Here is an 18,080-nt window from a genome sequence, read left to right on the forward strand (position 1 = left end):
CCGTACTCCGCCGGGCCCTGCCCACTCCGGGCTCACTCCGGCAGCAGGTGGCCCCTGCGGGACAGCAGGAAGCGCTTGAAGGCCGCCACCGGGGGCGTGTCCGGGTGGCCGTCCAGCCATGCGACGCCGATCTCGCGTACGGCGCGCGGGGCCGTCACGGTCAGCTCCCTGACGCCGGGGCGGGCCACCGCGGGCGGCGGCAGCAGCGCGACGCCCAGGCCGGCCGCCACCAGGCCGCGCAGGGTCTCCGCCTCCTCGCCCTCGAACGCGACGCGCGGCTTGAAGCCCGCCTCGGCGCACAGGTCGTCGGTGATGCGGCGCAGCCCGTAGCCGGGTTCGAGGGTCACGAACGCCTCGTCGGCCGCCTCCGCGAGGCGCACCCGTTTGCGCATGGCCAGGCGGTGGTCGTCGGGGACGACCAGACGCAGCCGCTGCTCGTCGAGGCGGCGGGCGACCAGGTCGGGGGCGTCGGGGACGGGCGAGGTCAGGCAGAGGTCGAGGTCGCCGGCGCGCAGCCGCTCGATCATGGCTTCGCCGTAGTTCTGGACGAGCTGGAAGCGGACCCGCGGGTGGTCCGCCCGGAAGGCGCGGAGCAGGGCGGGGACGGTCTCGGAGCCCATGGTGTGCAGGAAGCCGAAGGCGACCTTGCCGGTCGCGGGGTCGGCGTCGGCCCGTACCGAGTCCGCGGCCCGCTCGACCTCGGCCAGCGCGCGCTCGACGGTGGTGAGGAAGGTGCGGCCGGCGGGGGTGAGGGAGACCGTGCGGCCCTTGCGGGCGAACAGGGCTACGCCGAGGTCCTCCTCCAGTCTGACCATGGCGCGCGAGAGGGTCGACTGGGGGACGGCCAACTCGTGGGCGGCGCGGGTCACGTGCTCGTGGCGGGCGACGGCCGCGAAGTGGGCGAGGCGCGGCGCGAGTACCTGCTGGATGTCTTCTTCGTAACTGTTGGGTGACAGGCGGGGCCGTGAGCTCTGGTTATGCAGCATGGGATTGATTATCTCGGGTTTGTGCATTGGACGCATGAACTTGCTGTGTCTACGTTCCCTGTATGCCTCCTGCAAGTACCAAGGCGTCCGCCACCCGTGTGGACGCCGACGCCGTTGTCGCCGACACCGACTCCCGTCTCGCTCCCTCCTCCCCCGGCTACCGCCGCATGAGCTTCGCGCTCTTCGCCGCCGGGATGGCGGCCTTCGCCCTCCTCTACTCCACCCAGGCGCTGCTGCCGCTGATCTCCGCCGACTTCGGCGTGAGCGCGAGCGCCGCCAGCTGGACGGTCTCGGCCGCCACGGGCGCGCTGGCCCTCTTCGTACTGCCGCTGAGCGCGCTCTCCGAGCGCTTCGGGCGCAGCCGGATGATGACGGTCTCGCTGGCGGTCGCCGTCGTGGTCGGGGTGCTGGTGCCGTTCGCACCCTCGCTGGAGTGGCTGGTGGCGCTGCGCGCCGTGCAGGGCGCCGCGCTCGCCGGTCTGCCCGCCTCCGCGATGGCCTGTCTCGCGGAGGAGGTACGGCCGAAGGCGCTGGTCGCCGCGATCGGGCTGTTCGTCGCCGGTAACTCGATCGGTGGCATGAGCGGCCGCATCGTCACCGGCTGGGCGGCCCAGCTGTGGGGGTGGCGTGCGGCGCTCGCCGCGGTCGGCCTGCTGGCCGTGGTGTGCGCGGTGGTGTTCCGGCTGATGCTGCCGAAGGCCCGCCACTTCACGCCCGGCTCGCTCAGGCCCGGGGCGCTGGCGAAGACCGTCCGCGGTCATCTGGCCGACCCGCTGCTGCTGCGGCTGTACGCGATCGGCGCCCTCTTCATGACGGTCTTCGGCGCCGTCTACACGGTGATCGGCTACCGGCTGGCCGAGGCTCCCTTCAGCCTCCCGCAGGGCGTCATCGGCTCGGTCTTCCTGGTCTACCTGGTCGGTACGGCCTCCTCCGCGGCGGCCGGGAAGCTGGTCGCCCGCATGGGCCGCCGGGGCGCGCTGTACCTGGCGGTCTCGACGACCGCGGCCGGTCTGCTGCTCTCGGTGGCCGACGCGCTGGGCGCCGTGCTGGCGGGCCTGGTGCTGATCACCGCCGGGTTCTTCGCGGGACACGCGGTGGCGTCGTCCTCGGTGAGCCGTACGGCCAAGACCGGGCGCGCGCAGGCGTCCGCGCTCTACCAGTCGGCGTACTACCTGGGCAGCAGCGCGGGCGGCACGCTCGGCGCGGTCGCCTTCCACGCCGGGGGCTGGGCGGGCACGGTGCTCCTCGGCCTGGTCGCGGTGGGCGGCGTCGTGTCGATCACGCTGTACGGGAGCCGGGTGGCCCGGGTCGAGCAGCGGCAGCTCGTGGCGGCGCGGGCCTGAAGTCCGTTCGGCCGTACCGGTTTTCGCGGCCCGTCCCTGATTGTCAGTGGCGTCCGGTAACTTCCGAAGTGCTGGTGCCATAGGCGGCGAGTGGGGTGGACCCGATGAGCGATGTCGTGACGACGCAGGACCTGGATTCCCGGCTGGAGAAGCACCGGACCGAGCTGACCGGTTACTGCTACCGGATGCTGGGATCCGCCTTCGAGGCGGACGACGCCGTGCAGGACACGATGGTCCGGGCGTGGCGGAGCTTCGACAAGTTCGAGGGGCGCTCGTCGCTGCGCTCGTGGCTCTACCGCATCGCGACGAACGTATGCCTCGACATGCTCAACGCGGGCAACCGCAGGGCCCGCCCGATGGACCTCACCGCCGCGACGCCGGTGGCCCAGGCCGCGCTCAACGCCCGGCCCGAGATCACCTGGCTGGAGCCGGTGCCGGACGGGCGGGTGCTGCCCTCGGTGGCCGACCCGGCGGAGACGGCCGTGTCGCGCGAGAGCGTGCGCCTCGCGTTCGTCGCCGCGCTCCAGCACCTGCCGCCGAAGCAGCGGGCGGTGCTGATCCTGCGCGAGGTGCTGGCCTGGAAGGCGAGCGAGGTCGCGGAGCTGCTGGAGACCTCGGTCGCCTCGGTCAACAGCGCGCTCCAGCGGGCCCGCGCGACGATCGCCGAGCGCGGCTCGCAGGAGACGGACACGGCCGCCCCGCTGGACGAGGAGCAGCGGAAACTGCTGGAGCGGTACGTCGCGGCCTTCGAGGGGTACGACATGGCCGCCCTGACCGCGCTGCTCCACGAGGACGCGACGCTGTCCATGCCGCCGTACGACCTGTGGCTCCAGGGCCACGACGACATCGTCGGCTGGATGCTGGGCGTCGGCGAGGTCTGCCGGGGCTCCAGGCTGGTGCCGGTCGTGGCCAACGGCACGCCGGCCTTCGCCCACTACCACCCGAGCCAGTCGGTCGACGGCAGCTTCGACCCGTGGGCGCTCATGGTCATCGAGATCGTGGACGGGAAGGTCAGCGGGATCACGTCCTTCCTGGACACGAAGCGGTGGTTCCCGCTCTTCGACCTTCCGGCGCGTCTCGAGAAGGAGTAGGAGCCGGAAGTGCGCACCTTCCTGGTGCTCGCCCGGGCGGTGCTGGTGGTGGCGGGGTACGGGCTGACGGTGCTGCTCGACGAGCCGGGGGAGGTCGGTGCCCCGACCGGCCGGGTCGCGCCGCAGGGCCCGTGACCGTCGGCGGTCCCGCCGCCCGCGGCTCCAGGCGGGGGCTGCCCGGAGCCGCGGGCGGACGACGGAGCGGAGTCCGCCACCCCCACCGCCACCTTCTGCGCGGTCAAGGTGGCGGACCAGGGCGGCCGGGTGCCCGCTAGGCGTAGCGGTAGACGCGTGAGTGGTCGAGGAGCTGCGCGGGCGTCGCGCTCCACGGCGGCATCGGTTCGTGGAGGCTGACGACCCGCCCGTGCTGCGGATCGGACGCGGGCAGTTTCTCGCGCGGCAGGTAGCCGGAGCCGGGGTGCGCCTTCTGCCAGCGGTCCCAGAGCAGGTCCAGGAAGGCGTGGTGCAGCCAGAAGACCGGATCGTTGGGCGAGGAGCCGCTCATCATCAGGCCGCCGACCCAGCGGTGGACCCGGTTGTGGTTGTGCGTCCTGGTGGCCGACCCTTTGACTCCCCACCCCTCCAGCTTGTTCCGGAAGCCGCCGGTCGCGGTGGAGTCCCACGGCGCCGCGTCGTAGAGCGGGTCGCGCAGCGCGTGGTCCACGTCCTGCCGGGTGGGCAGTGAGACCGGGGCGGAGGGGCGGCCCAGGTTGCGGGTGAGGAAGTTCCTCTCGCCGATCCCTGCCTTGATGGTCCAGTTCCCGTTGGCGTAGGCGAACGGCCCCGTCATCACCTGCCAGTCGCCGGACCGGCCGTCGCCCCCGAGGAAGTCCTCCGCCCACAGCGACGCGGCGGGGGTGTTGTCCTTCGTCCAGTCCCAGTACGGGATCGACACTCCCGGGTCGACGGCCCGCAGGGCGCGTTCGAACTCCAGGAGGAACCGGCGGTGCCACGGGAGGAAGGAGGGGCTCATATGGCTGGGACGCGGCCCGTCCTCGCCGTCGGAGACGTAGAACCGGCCGTGCAGGTCCACGAACTCGTCGTACCGACCTGAGCGCTTGAGCTCCAGGAAGGCGTTGACCAGGCGCTTCTTATCCGTACGGGTGAGATCTCGCTGGTTCTTTCGGGTGTACACCGCTGTTGGCCCTCCCGGGTCAGAGGCTGTGCGTGGGGGACACCGACAACTGGGCGTCGCCCAGCTCGTCGACCGCGGCACGGGCCGCGGCGAGCAGCGTCGGGAACGACTCGTAGTGGTTGACCACGCTCAGGTAGCTGCCGTCGGCGCGCCGCATGATGTGCAGCGGCCGGCCGTCGATGCGTACCTCGACGTCGTCCGGGAGGGCCATGACGGCCGTGGCGCCGCCGGTGTGTCCCGGGTGGGCGGCCCCGGCGGCCCGCCGCACGGGCGCCGGGCCGCCGGCCTTCCCCTGGATGTGCCGGCCCCGGTAGGTCTCGGTGAACCGCTCCGGTGCGGGGGCCGGGCCCTTCGCCCGGCCCTTCACCGGGCGGTCCGCCGGGCCCTCCGCCCGGGCCGGGAGGGTTCCGGCCCCCGGCCTCCTGGCGAGGACCGGGGCGAGCGCCCCCGCCGTGCCCGCGATCACACCCGCCGCGAAGGCGGTGCGCAGCAGGACACGGCGCGTCAGGGAACCCGCTCGCACGGTCGCCGCGGTCCTGCGCGTGATCAGTCCCATGCCGGGCACCTCTCGTCCTTCGTGTCGGTCCGCTCCCGCGGTGTGCGCGTGCTCCTTCGTTGATAACGACCCGGCGGCGAATCGGTTCTCGCTTGGCAGACACGCCGCTTCCGCACAAGAACGGGCTGGAAGCCCATATCAGGGCAAAGTTCACCTGTCCGCAGCAACCGGCCCGGGTCGGCACGACCGCCCGCGCTCCAGAAGGGTGTGAGATGAAAATCCCGACGCAGGAGTCCACGCAGCACATGCTGCGGGAGCAGAACGCCGACCTCGCCGATCCGTCGTTCTGGCAGCTGCCGCGCTCCGAGCGGCTGAAGGCCTTCGCGCTGCTGCGCGGGCTCGACGCCCCGGTGCGTTTCGGAGAGGGTGCGGGCAACCCCCGCAAGGGCGGCAGAGGCTTCTACGCGCTGGTGAAGCACGCGGACGTGACGGAGGCGAGCCGGCAGCCCCGCCAGTTCGCGAGCGCTCCGGGCGTCACCACTCCGGAGCCGGCCGCGTGGGCGAAGGCCGTGTTCGGGAACTCCATGGTCAACATGGACGGTCCCGAGCACGCCACGATGCGCAAGATCGTCTCCCGCGCCTTCACGCCGCGCCTGCTCGCCACGGCGGAGGAGGACATCCACGAGGTCGCCAGACGCGTGGTGGACGAGATGATCGCCGGGCAGCCGCGCGACTTTGTCCCCTCGGTCGCCTCCCGCATGCCGTTCGAGGTCATCTGCAACCTGATGGGGATCCCGGAGCGCTACCGCCCGGAGATCGCCGACCGCGTCAACCACGCGTCCGAGAACGTCGGCGTGAACCGCGGCGTTCGCGCCAGGCTGCGGGTGCCCGGACGGGGGCTGCGCGCCCTGGCGCACCTGCAGCTCGTCATGGCGAAACTCGCCCGTGAGCGCCGCCGCCACCCCACCGGCGATCTCATCTCGGCTCTGGTGTGCGCGGACATCGACGGGCAGGCGCTCTCCTCCCGCCAGCTCGGCGCCTTCTTCTCCCTGCTGCTCGTCGCCGGGGTGGAGACCACGCGCAACGCGATCGCCCACGGGCTGGCGCTCCTGACCGACCACCCGGACCAGCGCGCTCTGCTGATGTCCGACTTCGACCGGTACGCCGACGGGGCGGTGGACGAGATCGTCCGTCACTCGACGCCGATCATCCAGTTCCGCCGGACGGTCACGACCGAATGCGTCCTGGGGGGACGCGAGTTCCTCCCCGGAGAAAAGGTGGTGCTCTTCTACGCCTCGGCCAATCGCGACGAAGCGGTGTTCACGAATCCCGATGTCTTCGACATCACGCGGGACCCGAATCCCCATCTGGGATACGGGGGCGGTGGGCCTCATTACTGCCTGGGGGCGCATCTGGCGCGCCAGGAGATGAAAGCCCTTTTCCATGAACTGCTCACCAGGCCGCGCGATCTGAGGGCGGTGGGAATCCCGGATCTGGTCGACTCGAACTTCGACAACCGCGTCCGGGCCCTGCCTTTCGCTTTCGACGTGTCCTGATCCGGCCCGGTGCGGGGCCTCTCCGCCCGTAGAACCGCTCGCAGAACCGCCCGTGGCACCGTGCGGTCCGAGGTCCGGCCGGCCTCGGACCGCACGGTGTCGCGCAGGTGTCGCGTCGCCCTCGTGCCGGCGTCGCGCATTTCAGCCGAGTGGCTGCGTTTCGGGGCGGCCCTGTCACCAATGGCCCACTGACGGGCGTGCGGGCAGCTCATTAATAAGACTTTCTGCTTACTGTCGTTCATATCGGTATGAGCGACAGTTACCAGGAGGAGTCATGTCAAAGCGGCGCCGTCTCACTGGCACCTGCATCGGGACGGTTGCCATAAGTCTCGTCGTCGCCAGTGGTGTTTTCGGAGCGGAGGCGGCGGACAGAGCACCCGCCGATCCTCCTGTTCCCGCCCCCGCCACGCCGGAGAACCGCCCGACCGCCAGCGGCGCGTACCTCCACTACGGGCCCGACGGCGTGGAGCGCATGGCCGAGCTGTCGAAGTGGCTGGGCGGTGCGGAACTGAAGGTCGGGCACACCTATCTGCCGGGCGATCTCTGGTCGAACATCGAGGGCCGTCCCGAGTTCCTGCGCCCCTGGGCCGAGTGGCGGCGCGGTGCGGACGACCGGATGTTCGTGCTCAACGTGCCCATGCTGGAGCGGAACGAGGACCGCGTCCCCGACGACGAGGTCCGCGACCTGCTGCAGGAGGGCGCCGCCGGCAGTTACGACAAGCACTACCGGACCCTGGCCAACCGCCTGGTGGACCTGGGCGCGAAGGACACCGTGATCGTTCTCGGCTGGGAGATGAACGGCACCACGTACACGCACCGCTGTGGGCCCGACCCCGATGCCTGGAAGGCGTACTGGAAGCGCATCGTCAAGACGATGCGTTCCGTCCCCGGCCAGAAGTTCCGCTTCGACTTCGCCCCGAACCGCGGGGTGGACGCCATTCCGTGGACCGAGTGCTACCCCGGCGACGACGTCGTGGACATCATCGGCATGGACTCGTACGACCAGCCTCCCGGCGAGACGTTCGACGAGCAGGTGTCGGCGCCGTACGGGCTCCAGGCGCAGGTCGACTTCGCCGCCGCCCACAACAAGGCGATCTCGTACCCCGAGTGGGGGCTGTTCCGCAACGGCGACAACCCCGAGTACATGAGCCGCATGCTCGACTGGATCGCCCGGCACAAGCCGCTCTACCAGACGATCACCGACTACTGCCCGCACGGCGTCTGGCAGTGCGACGAGAACCCCCAGTCGTCGGAGGTGTTCCGCTCGAAGCTGTACGGGACGCCGGGGCAGGCCACGCCGGCCCCGGCGCCCACTCCGGCGGGTCCCCCGGAGACCAAGCCCGACAAACCCGCACCGGCCGAGGCGCCGCGGGAGCCGAACTCCGGCAACTGGTGCGCGCCGGTGAAGCTGGGCAACTGGATCAACCGGTGGGTGCCGGACTTCAGGTTCTGTGTGAAGCCTCCGCCGACGGACCGGCTGTTGTTCTAGCGACGCCGTCCGCCCGCCAGCTGTTCAGCCGGTCGCGCCAGTCACGCGCCGCGGGGAACCGCGTGCTCACGGTCTCGGCGGCCCGGTCCCGCATGGTCACCTGCGACTCGCGCACCCGCAGCAGGGGCTCCATGCCGGACCGGGCCAGCAGCAGCCGCTGGTTGGTGACCGTCTCGGGGTGCCACTGATTCTTGTACGGCTCCGACCCGCGCAGCAGGCTCAGCACGCCGCGGCCCGAGCCGGCGGCCAGGTGCGCCTCGTGGCGCAGCAGCATCGTCGCCACGTCCACCTTCCTGTCGCGCAGGCCGGGGTCGGCCCCGTACAGGTAGCCGCCGGACAGGAGACCGGACTGGAGGGTCGTGCTCACGGCCACCACCTCGCCGGCCAGCCGGAACTCCGTGACCGCGGCGTCGCCGTCCACCAGCATCCGGCGCGTGGCGCGCACCAGGTGCTCCGCGAAGCGCGGTCTGAGGTGCTCGACGTTCACCCCGCGGCCCCGCCACTGGAGTTCGTGCAGGCTCAGCAGGCGGCCGACGGCGCCGGGCACTTCGTGCTCCGCCACGGTGCGGGCCTCGATCCCCAGCGCGTCGATCTTGCGCAGCTTGGCCCGTACGCGCTGCGCCCGGCTGCTCTGCATCCGCTTGACCAGGCCGTCGATCGGCTCGGCGGGAAGTTCCATGCAGGTCGAGTCCGTGAGGCGGCTCCGGGCGCCGGTCCAGGACTCGTACAGCGTCTCGGCCGCCGCTCCGGGGCGCACCTCCCGCAGGTCGATCACGGCCTGGCGGGCGGCGCGGTCGAGTCCGCGCTCCAGTGCGGTGATCGCGCTCCTCGCCTCCTCGTCGTCCACGAGTACGTCGAAGAAGTCGGAGATCGCGCCGCCCATGGGCACGAGCAGCGGCATCGGGCGGTGCACGAGCATCAGCGGCGCCGCGCCGATCAACCGCCCGCCGCGGCGGGCCAGTACGACGCGGAGCAGGCCGTTCGCCCCGTACGAGAGCCACCACGAGTGGAGCCAGGCGTGGCTCTGGAACGGCGTGGCGGCGGCGCAGCGGCGGTGGAGCGCGTCCCACTCCTCCCGCAGCGCGGCGAACCGCCCGGGGTCGCGGCACAGGGTGACGGTGGTGCCCCGCCGGTCGCCGGCCATCAGACCAGCTCCCGCTCGGCGTTGGCGGGGGCGGCGGCGGGGGCGGGCACCGGGGCGGACGCGGCCCGGCGGGGAAGCCGCGGCCGTACGAGGAGGGCCAGCCCGCCGACGAGCCCGCCCGCGCACCCGCCGACGGCCGCGCTGATCCCGGCGGAGGGGGAGGCCGGCTCGGCCGGCGCGATGGCCTGCGAGAAGACGAGCAGCTTCACACCGGTGTTCTTGGACACGTGGTTGCTGCTGACGAAGACGGCGTCGGCGACGGCGTTGGCGATGTCCGCGGCCACGGCGGGCTTGGTGGCGGTGCCGGTGATCGCGATCATCGGCGAGTCGGGGGACGTCTCGGTCCGCACCTGGCTGCGGAGGGCCCGGGGCGAGACCCCCGCGGCCACGCGCGCGTACGCGAGGGTGGACTCGCTGGTGGTGATCCGGCCGTAGGCCTGGGCGTAGCCGAGGGCCGCGCCCGGCTCGGTGCCCTTGGCGGGAACGGCGACGACATAGCTGGTGGCGGTGTACTCCGGGGTCTTGAGGGCGCCGTAGGAGACTCCGCACACCGTGCCGAGGAGTGCGCAGACGGGCAGGGGCCACCAGACGGGCAGCGGAGGGATCCGGACGCTCAGGACGATGTCGACGATGTCGGTGATCCTGGCGCGGAGCCGGCTGATCCGTCCGGGGGCGGCGGGCTGCGGCTCGGGCGACTCGGTCATTGGCGTGCTCTCTTGGTCGAGGACGGGGAGGAGGGAGGGAGGGTGAGGGCGTGCGCGTACACGTCCATGAGGCGTGTGCTGCTGCGGGCGATGTCGTAGTGGCCGACGGCCGGGGGCGGCGGCAGCCGGCGCCTCGTGCCCTGCATCTGCCGCCGCAGGGCCGCCGTCAGCTCGCCGGCGTCGCCGCTGATGCGCCGGGCGCCGGGCGACTGGCCCGCGGGCAGGTCGTCGATGGCGGGACAGGTGCTGTGGAGTACGGGCAGCCCGGCGGCCAGCGCCTCGACGACGGCCAGGCCGAAGGCCTCCTCGCGGGACACCGAGACGAAGGTGTCCATGGCGCAGAGAAGCTCCGGGATGCCGGGGGCGGCGCCGCCGCGGGACACACGGGGGCGACGGGCGGCGGACGGCGTACCGGCGGGGCGGGACGCGGTGGTGCGGGACGCGGGGCGGGGCGCACCGGCGGAGTGGGGGGCGGCTTCGGCCGTGAGGACGCCGCCGGCGCAGGTCGCGGCGGCCGGGGCGGCGGGTCCGGGCGCGGGGCCGTCCGCGGTGAGGGCGTCGCACTCGCCGAGGAGGCGGATCCGGTCGGCGGCCCCCAGCCGGGAGGCGAGGGTGCGCAGCGCGTCCGCGTCAGGGCCGTCGCCGGCCAGCAGGAGCCAGGCGCCGGGCAGGGCGGCGACCGCGCGGACCAGCACGTCGAACCGCTTGCCGGGGACGAGCCTGCCCACGCCGCCCACCACGAACGCGTCGGCGGGGACGCCCAGCCGCGCGCGGGTGGCGAGGCGGCGCGCGCTGTCGAAGCGGAAGCGGGCCGCGTCGATCCCGTTGGGTACGACGTGGATCCGCGCGGCCGGTACGCCCCAGTCGCGCAGCCGCCCGGCGACGGTGGCGGACACGGCGACGGTGGCCGAGCCGAGGCGTTCGGTCCCCAGGTACAGCGCGCGGGCGCCCGGGGTGAGCGGGCGGCCCTCGATCTCCGCGTGCCCCAGCGAGTGTTCCGTGGCGACGGTGGCGGTGACCCCGGCCAGGCGCGCGGCGACCCGCCCGTAGACGCAGGCGCGGTACAGGTGCGTGTGGACGAGGTCGTACTTCCCCCGCCGGATCAGCCGGACCAGCGCGGGCACCGCCTTGAGGTCCCGGTTGCCCCTCATCCCCAGGTGCGTGACCCGGACGCCGTCCGCGCGCAGGCCGTCCGCCACCGCCCCCGGGTTGGTCAGCGTCACGACGTCGCAGCGCACGGGCAGGTGGCGCAGCAGCAGCCGCAGTTGCTGCTCGGCTCCTCCCACCCCGAGTCCGGTGATGATGTGCAGGGCCTTCACCGGGCGTCCCCGGGCGGCACGAAACGGTGGCGCAGGCGCTTCACCCACAGCCGGAGGTTCCGGTCGGCGTGGCTGATGTGCGTGCGGGGCAGGGCGTACGGACCGAGCAGTGGGCCGGGGTCGATCGCGAGGCCGTACGTGTAACCGGCGGCGCGGACCGCGTCGGCGGCCCGGCGGTCGACGATGCCGTACGGGTAGCAGAAGCTCTCGGGGGCGGTGCCGGTGATCTCGTGGAGCAGTTCCCGGCTGCGGCGCGTCTCCTGGTGGAGGGCGTCGTCGGACAGGCCGGCCAGGCGCTGGTGGTACAGGCCGTGCGAGCCGATCCGCATGCCCGCCGCCGCGACCGACCGGATGTCCTCCTCGGTCATCAGCCGCTTGCGCGGGCCGAGCGGGTCCCACTCGTTGGTGCCGCCGCACCGGCCGGGCAGGACGAACACGGTCGCCGTGCACGCGTGCCGGCGCAGCACCGGCAGCGCCTCGTGGAGGAAGTCGGTGTACCCGTCGTCGAAGGTCAGCCCGACCAGGTGCCGGGAGCGGCCGGCCGCGTGGGCGCGCAGCAGCGTGCCGACGTCGACGCCGGTGAGTCTTCGGCGCCGCAGCCAGCCCAGCTGGCGGTCGAGCCGGTCGCGGGCGACGGTGATGCCGTACGGGTCGCCCGTCGGATCGCCCACCGAGTGGTACATCAGGATCCACGGCTGGGAGGGGCCGGCCGAGTGGCGGACCGCGTGGGGTCGGGGTGTGGGGCGTTCGGCGCTACGGATCGCCGTGTCAGCGGCCATGACGGAACCTCTGTCGGGTGAGTGCCAGCAGGTGAACGACTTCCGGAGCTCTCACTGCGAGTCCGGTGAGGACGAATACGGCGGGGACGAGCACGCAGCCGGCGGCCACGCTCAGCAGGGGGCCGGCCGTCATCGGTGCGACCGTCCAGCCCGTCGCGGCGGCAGCGGCCGCCGCGACGCCCAGCCGGGCGAAGGAGGCGCTGACGGCCCGTACCCGGATGGGGACCACGCGCGAGCCGAGGCCGCCGAGCAGCAGCAGCGCCGTCGTGCTGATGCCGACGGCGTTGGCGGCGGCGATGCCGTGGACGCCGAAGCGGCCGGCCGCGACCGCGCCGACGGCGGTGGTGACCAGGAGGCCGGCCGCCATCGCGGCGGCCGGGTACCAGGTGGGGCGGCCCGCGGAGAAGAACGGCCTGCTCAGGGCGCCGACGAGGCAGTGGCCCAGGAGACCGGCCGCGTACACCCGCATGACGGTCGCCGTCGTCGCGGTGTCCCGCGCGTCGAACGCGCCGCGTTCGAAGAGGACTTCGACGATCTGCGGCGCGTAGCCGAGGACGAGCGCTGTTCCCAGGAGGACCACCAGCGCGGCCAGGGCCAGGTCGCGTTCGACCCTGAGGCGGGCTCCCTCGTGGTCTCCTTCGGCCATGGCGCGGGCCACGACCGGGTACGTCACCGTGCAGATCATGAGGGACAGCACCATTGGCATCTGCGCGACCTTCTGCGCGTAGTTCAGGTGCGAGATGGCGCCGCCGGGCAGGGAGGACGCGAGGAAGCGCTCGACGAGGACCTGGGACTGGCGGCCGACCGCGAAGAGGACCACGGGGGCCAGGACGGCGGTGCCGAGGAGGGGGGCGGCGGTGCGGGTACGGGCTCCGGTGCGGACGCGGGGACGGGTTCCGGTGCGGGAGCGGGACCCGGTCACCAGCCCGAGGAAGGTGGGCAGTTGGGTCAGGACCATCAGGAGGCTGCCCACCGCGACCCCGGCCGCGGCGGCCCGTACGCCCCACATCGAGTGCAGGGCGAGGGTGGTGACGATGATGCCGAGGTTGTACGCGACGTAGACGCCGGCCGGCAGCAGGAACTTGCGGTGCGCGCGCAGGGCGGCGCTGAAGTACCCGGTGATGCCGAAGGTGAGTACGGTCACGGCCGTCAGGCGGGTGCACTCCACGGCCAGTTCGGGGTCGCTGAAGCCCGGCGCGAGGATCCGCACGATCCAGGGCGCCCCCAGGATCAGCAGGCAGGCGACGCAGGCCAGCAGGGCCGACAACCGGGGAAGGGTGGCCAGGACCAGTGCCCGGACGGCGTCGTACGAAAGGGCCGGGTCCTGGGTGCGCCGGGCCGCACGGTGGGCGAGGGCGTGGCTGAAGGCGGGGACCAGGAGGAGCGCCATCGCGTCCTCGATCAGGAGCGTGGAGGCCATTTCCGGCACGGTCCAGGCGATCAGGAAGGCGTCGCTGTCCACGCTCGCGCCGAAGAGGTGGGCGATGGCCTGGTCCCGTACGAGCCCCAGGAGGGCCCCTGCCGCCGTCAGCCCGGCGGTGACCGCCGCGGCCCTCGCGAGGAAGCGCCCCAGCTTCGGGGGACGGGGGTGCCGGCCGCTGCGGGGCGCAGGGGCGCCGGGGGCGCCGGGGCCGGGGGCTTCGGGGCCGGTGCCGCGCCGGGGCGTCCCCTCGGGCGCCGGACGTTCGGGGTGGTGGGTCGTTCGGGCGTGTGGTGTTCGACGCCCTGCGGGGAGCGCCCCGCCCCGGCCCCTCCCGGCACCGGGGCGGCGGTGGGGGCGTCCAGTGCGGTGCGGGTGCGGGGTGCCTGGGGTGTCTCGCTCTGCTCGTCGGTGTCGGTCATGCGGCAGTCGCCTCGGCCGGCTGTGCCAGGGCCCACCACGCGGCCAGGCCCAGGACGATTCCGGTGAGCACCGTCGAGGGGCCGCCGATGTCGGCGTACAGGAAGTCGACGGTCTGCCAGGTCATCAGGCCCACCGCGGCCAGACCGCAGTCCGTGGCTCTTCTCTTCCCGCGGGTGAGAGTCAGTCTGCGTACTCCGGCCACCAGGATCGCCGCCCAGCTGCCCACGAACGCGGTGATGCCGATCAGGCCCTGCTCGCTGAGCACGAGGAGGTACATGTTGTGGGGGGAGAGCAGGGCCTGCTTGTGGAATTCCTGGCCCGCGCCCGCCGTGTCGCTGCCGGAGGACAGGCCGATCGACGCGTGCGCGTCCCGGTGGACGGCGAATCCCTTGAGGCCGACCCCGGTGGCGGGCCGGTCGTCCCACATGCTCGTCGCGGCGGCCCACATCGTGTAGCGGTCGGTGACCGACCGGTCGGGGGCCTCGGTCACCTCGGTGATGCTGGTGAGGCGCTGGGAGATCATCTCGGAGCCGATGCCGAAGCCGCCGACGAGGACGACCGAGACGGCGGTCAGGGCGGCCAGGGCGCGTACCGCCTGGCGCAGGCCGGTGAGGAGGATCATGACGAGGGCCGCCGCCAGTGTGGCGATCCAGGCGCCCCGGCTGAAGGAGAGCGCGAGGGGGACCACGAGCGCCGCGGCGGCGGCGACGGCGGTGGGGCGCAGCCAGGGAGGAGCGTTCTCAGGCGTGCGGAGTGCCAGGGCCAGGGCCGCCAGGAGGCCGTACGAGACCACCGTGGCCATGCCCATGACGTCGGTGGGGCCGAAGGTGCCCACGGCCCTGATGTCCTCGCCCATGTACGACGCGCCCGTGCCGGTGGCGTACTGGTGGACGCCCGTGGCGCCCTGGACGAGGGCGAGGACGGTGAGGGAGCCCGTGATGATCCGGAAGTTGCGGGGGGTGCGGACCAGGAGGACCACCGCGGTGGGGACGAGGACGAAGACCTGGAGGTAGCGGATGAACCCGGTGAGGGCGGCGGCCGGGTCGGTGGCGGTGAACGTCGCCACGGCGATGCCGGCCGTGGGGATGCCGAGGACCAGCGCGGCGGCCGGTGTCAGCGGCCGCCGGCGCAGGCGCAGTACGCGGCCGAGGGCGAAGGCCACCAGGACGCACGACGCGATGTCCGCCGGGGTGATGTCGGCGGACGTCCCGGCTCCCGCCGTCTGGACCGGGACGGCCAGGAGGAGCACGGTCGCGATCAGGGGCAGCACCGGCCACCAGCGTTGTTCCCGCCACTGGACGCGCGGGTGCGGCGTCGGTGCGGCGGTCCACAGGACGGTCATGCTCAGCTGCCTCCGAGCCGGAACAGGGAAGTGGCGGTGCGCGTGAGGATGCACACGTCCTGCCAGAGCGACCAGGTCTCGATGTAGTGGTTGTCGAAGCGGGCGCGGTCCTCGATCGAGGTGTCGCCGCGCAGTCCGTTCACCTGGGCCAGCCCGGTGATGCCGACGGGCATCCGGTGACGGGCCTGGTAGCCGGGGTAGGTGTGGCTGAATTTGGTCACGAAGTACGGGCGTTCGGGGCGCGGGCCGACCAGGCTCATGTCGCCGCGCAGGACGTTCCAGAGCTGGGGGAGCTCGTCCAGGGACGTGCGGCGGAGGATGTTGCCCGTGACGCTCATGCGGTGGTCCATGGCCACGCTCCAGCGGGTGGCTGACTCGTGCTCGTCGGCCGGGCGGAGCGTACGGAACTTGAGGAGCGTGAAGGGGCGGCCGTCGCGGCCGATGCGCTCCTGGCGGAAGATGACGCCCGGGCCGTCGGAGAGACGTACGGCGAGGGCGCACACCGCCATGACCGGCGCTGCGGCGACGAGGGCGACGGCGGCCACGAGGGCGTCCATGACGCGCTTGCCCGCGCGGGCCACGGACCGCCCCGGACCGGTGCGCAGCGGGCGTACGGCGAACCCCCAGAGGTGGTCGGGGGCCGGCGTGTGGTCGGGCGCCGCCGCGCCGGCGGCCGGGGCGTCGACGAGCCAGAGCCGGCAGCCGTGCTCGGCGAAGAGCTCGACGAGCGCGGCCGCGTCGGGGGCCGACCGGGGCGGGTCGGTGAAGACGGCGTGGCGCACGGAGTTCTGGATGACCGCCCGGCTGACGTCCTCCAGGGTGGCGAGGACGGGAAGCGTGTCCGCGGGTGCGGCATCCGTGGGCTGGTGCGCCGGGTCGAAGCGGCCGACCGGGTGCAGTCCGTACTCGGCCCGGGTGTGCAGGGCCGCCGTGACCTGCTGGGCGAGCGGGGCCCGGCCCACGATCAGTGCGGACTGCGGGCGCCGGACCGCCGTGCGGCGGCGGATCCGGTAGACCGTGGACCGGCCGGCGCAGCCGAGCAGGGTCTGGGTGACGGCGGCGCAGGTCAGGTCCGACCAACCGATGCCGTGCCGTGAGTCGTACGCCGTGAGGGCTTCCGCGGTGGCGTACCACTGGACCAGGGCGAGGAGGAGGAGCGGGGGCAGTTCGTCGAGTGCCGAGGGGGACAGGCGGGGGCGGTAGAGGCCGCGCCAGGTGTGCAGCGCCAGCATGAGCGCCGCGAGCGGGACGCACGCGAGCACCGGCCAGGGCATCAGTGCCAGGGTGAGGGCCATGGCGAGCACGTCGGCGGCGAGCATCCCCGCGAGGGGGCCCCGCAGACGCAGGCTCCGTGGGGCCAGGGGGGCGGGCCGGTGCCGTGCCGCGCTCCTCGGCGGATGGACCGAAGGAGCCGTGACCTGCACGGCTGCGGCCTGGGCGGTGTCGGGCGCGAATGCACTCTCCGTCGTCATCGCTCGGTGCGCTTCCTCATCATGGGTCGGGGCAGGCTGACAAGTTCCCGGTAGAGGCCGAAGACGGCTGCGGCGGTCTTGCGTACGTCGCGGGTCGACCGGGTGTGGGTCTGGGCCTCGCGGCCCAGGGCCTCCCGGAGCCCGGGGTCGGTCAGCAGGTTCGTGAGTGCCGCCGCGAGGGCCCGCGGGTCCTGCGGCGGTACGAGGCAGTGGGCTTCGTGGCCGGGCGGCAGGCTCTCCCTGGCGCCGCTGACGTCGGACAGCACGACGGGCCGGCCGCAGGCCATGGCTTCGAGCGGGGCGAGGGCCATGCCCTCCCAGCGGGAGGGCAGGACGACGACGTCCGCCGCGTGCAGCCACGGCCGGGTGTCCCGGCTGGCCCCGGCGAACAGCACGCCCGGCGGGGCCTGGGCCGTCAGGCGTTCGCGGTCGGGTCCGTCGCCGACCAGGACCAGCCGGGCGCCGGGCACCGCCGCGGCCACCGGTTGCCAGGCCCGCAGCAGGATGTCCTGGCCCTTCTGGTGGCACAGGCGGCCGACACAGACGACGAGGGGGGCCCCGGTGGGGAGGCCGGAGAGGAGGGGGAGGGCGGCGCGGGCCGGGACGCGGCCCGCGCCCTCGTCGGGGCGGAAGTGGCGGAGGTCGACGCCGTTGCGGATCACCGACCAGCGGGCGGCGATGCCGGCCTCCTCCCCCGCCCGGCGCTCGGTCTCGCTGACGCACAGGGTCCGGGTGCTCCAGCGGGCCGCGTACCGCTCCCAGGTGAGGGCGAGCGCCGCTTCACGGCCCTGCACGGCGTCGAAGGACCAGGCGTGGGGCTGGAAGACCGTCGGCACCCGGCCGCGCACCGCCAGCCGGCCCGCGAGCCCGGCCTTGGCGCTGTGGGCGTGCACGACGTGGGGGCGGCACGCGCGGATCAGCCGGGCGGCGGTCACGACCTCCTGGGCGAGCCGGGGGCCGGGGGCGCGTTCGGCGGGCCAGGTGTGTACGCGCGCTCCGGCCTCGGCGGCCTCCGACGCCAGCGCACCGCCCGGCGGGCAGGCGACGACGGCCCGCAGACCTGCGCCCGTCTGCGCCCTGACGAGGTCGGTGACGACACGCGCGACCCCCCTTCCACCGGCTGGACGAGGTGAAAAACTGTCAGTTGGCTCTGCTCAGTCCAACTTCTTTGCAGCACGTGCGGCTCTCTTCATACCTGGACCGTAGAACTGACCGAGAAAGCAACCGTGGATTTCGACTTTGAACTTTGTCAGAAAACCGGTGGGAAAATCACGATTGAACTCGCCCGTTCGGCCATTTGGAGCCGCGCACCGATACGGGTTTCTCCCGGAGACGACATGCCGGATCGGCTTTCGCCCAGTTTTATAAAAACAGCCCATCG

General features: G+C 73.2%; 15 protein-coding genes and 1 pseudogene. 5 read left to right on the forward strand and 11 right to left on the reverse strand.

The window, feature by feature from the left end; genetic code table 11:
* Window positions 1–32: 32 nt before the first annotated feature.
* Window positions 33–986 carry a LysR family transcriptional regulator gene (locus tag BN1555_RS12035; RefSeq protein WP_093799387.1) on the reverse strand — a complete coding sequence of 318 codons (954 nt, stop codon included), beginning with the start codon at window positions 984–986 and terminating at the stop codon, window positions 33–35.
* Window positions 987–1,048: 62 nt separating this feature from the next.
* Here BN1555_RS12035 and BN1555_RS12040 point away from each other — a divergent pair, with 62 nt between their 5' ends.
* From BN1555_RS12040 to BN1555_RS40290, 3 genes are all read left to right on the forward strand, one after another.
* Complete coding sequence (locus BN1555_RS12040; RefSeq protein ID WP_093799388.1) at window positions 1,049–2,329, forward strand: MFS transporter; 1,281 nt, start codon at window positions 1,049–1,051, stop codon at window positions 2,327–2,329.
* A 104-nt stretch (window positions 2,330–2,433) separates the two neighbouring features.
* Window positions 2,434–3,420 (forward strand): sigma-70 family RNA polymerase sigma factor, encoded by a 987-nt coding sequence (locus tag BN1555_RS12045; protein ID WP_093799389.1) that lies wholly within the window; start codon window positions 2,434–2,436, stop codon window positions 3,418–3,420.
* Window positions 3,421–3,429: 9 nt separating this feature from the next.
* Window positions 3,430–3,555 carry a hypothetical protein gene (locus BN1555_RS40290; RefSeq protein ID WP_255306007.1) on the forward strand — a complete coding sequence of 42 codons (126 nt, stop codon included), beginning with the start codon at window positions 3,430–3,432 and terminating at the stop codon, window positions 3,553–3,555.
* Window positions 3,556–3,691: 136 nt separating this feature from the next.
* On the opposite strand, the gene BN1555_RS12050 is transcribed toward BN1555_RS40290, so the two are convergent.
* Window positions 3,692–4,555 carry a tyrosinase family protein gene (locus BN1555_RS12050; RefSeq protein WP_093799390.1) on the reverse strand — a complete coding sequence of 288 codons (864 nt, stop codon included), beginning with the start codon at window positions 4,553–4,555 and terminating at the stop codon, window positions 3,692–3,694.
* A 19-nt stretch (window positions 4,556–4,574) separates the two neighbouring features.
* The gene (locus BN1555_RS12055) at window positions 4,575–5,111 is read right to left on the reverse strand and encodes a tyrosinase family oxidase copper chaperone (protein ID WP_093799391.1); all 537 of its coding nucleotides are present in this window, start codon (window positions 5,109–5,111) and stop codon (window positions 4,575–4,577) included.
* Window positions 5,112–5,323: 212 nt separating this feature from the next.
* On the opposite strand from BN1555_RS12055, the gene BN1555_RS12060 reads away from it, so the two are divergent.
* Window positions 5,324–6,607 (forward strand): cytochrome P450, encoded by a 1,284-nt coding sequence (locus BN1555_RS12060; RefSeq protein ID WP_093799392.1) that lies wholly within the window; start codon window positions 5,324–5,326, stop codon window positions 6,605–6,607.
* Window positions 6,608–6,881: 274 nt separating this feature from the next.
* On the forward strand, window positions 6,882–8,096 hold the full coding sequence (locus BN1555_RS12065; RefSeq protein ID WP_093799393.1) for a glycoside hydrolase family 26 protein: 1,215 nt from the start codon (window positions 6,882–6,884) through the stop codon (window positions 8,094–8,096).
* Here BN1555_RS12065 and BN1555_RS12070 read toward each other — a convergent pair.
* From BN1555_RS12070 to BN1555_RS12105, 8 genes and pseudogenes are all read right to left on the reverse strand, one after another.
* Window positions 8,050–9,240 (reverse strand): GNAT family N-acetyltransferase, encoded by a 1,191-nt coding sequence (locus tag BN1555_RS12070; protein ID WP_093799394.1) that lies wholly within the window; start codon window positions 9,238–9,240, stop codon window positions 8,050–8,052. The genes BN1555_RS12065 and BN1555_RS12070 overlap by 47 nt on opposite strands.
* Window positions 9,240–9,944, reverse strand: a complete 705-nt coding sequence (locus BN1555_RS12075) for a YveK family protein (protein WP_093799395.1) — start codon at window positions 9,942–9,944, stop codon at window positions 9,240–9,242. The genes BN1555_RS12070 and BN1555_RS12075 overlap by 1 nt, the downstream gene beginning before the upstream one ends.
* Complete coding sequence (locus BN1555_RS40295) at window positions 9,941–11,263, reverse strand: glycosyltransferase (RefSeq protein ID WP_255306008.1); 1,323 nt, start codon at window positions 11,261–11,263, stop codon at window positions 9,941–9,943. Before BN1555_RS40295 ends, BN1555_RS12075 begins: the two co-directional genes overlap by 4 nt.
* The gene (locus BN1555_RS12085) at window positions 11,260–12,042 is read right to left on the reverse strand and encodes a polysaccharide deacetylase family protein (RefSeq protein WP_093799396.1); all 783 of its coding nucleotides are present in this window, start codon (window positions 12,040–12,042) and stop codon (window positions 11,260–11,262) included. The genes BN1555_RS40295 and BN1555_RS12085 overlap by 4 nt, the downstream gene beginning before the upstream one ends.
* Window positions 12,032–13,615, reverse strand: a pseudogene (gene murJ, locus BN1555_RS12090) (murein biosynthesis integral membrane protein MurJ); the annotation flags it as partial. The pseudogene murJ and the gene BN1555_RS12085, both read right to left, overlap by 11 nt.
* Before the next feature lie 265 nt (window positions 13,616–13,880).
* Window positions 13,881–15,227 carry an O-antigen ligase family protein gene (locus BN1555_RS12095; protein WP_093799398.1) on the reverse strand — a complete coding sequence of 449 codons (1,347 nt, stop codon included), beginning with the start codon at window positions 15,225–15,227 and terminating at the stop codon, window positions 13,881–13,883.
* 2 nt (window positions 15,228–15,229) lie between these two features.
* Complete coding sequence (locus BN1555_RS12100; protein WP_093799399.1) at window positions 15,230–16,699, reverse strand: exopolysaccharide biosynthesis polyprenyl glycosylphosphotransferase; 1,470 nt, start codon at window positions 16,697–16,699, stop codon at window positions 15,230–15,232.
* Window positions 16,696–17,757 (reverse strand): glycosyltransferase, encoded by a 1,062-nt coding sequence (locus tag BN1555_RS12105; RefSeq protein ID WP_255306404.1) that lies wholly within the window; start codon window positions 17,755–17,757, stop codon window positions 16,696–16,698. Before BN1555_RS12105 ends, BN1555_RS12100 begins: the two co-directional genes overlap by 4 nt.
* Between the last annotated feature and the right edge of the window lie 323 nt (window positions 17,758–18,080).

The sequence above is a fragment of the Streptomyces sp. Wb2n-11 genome (genome assembly GCF_001049855.1).
In the GTDB taxonomy this organism is placed as follows: domain Bacteria; phylum Actinomycetota; class Actinomycetes; order Streptomycetales; family Streptomycetaceae; genus Streptomyces; species Streptomyces altiplanensis.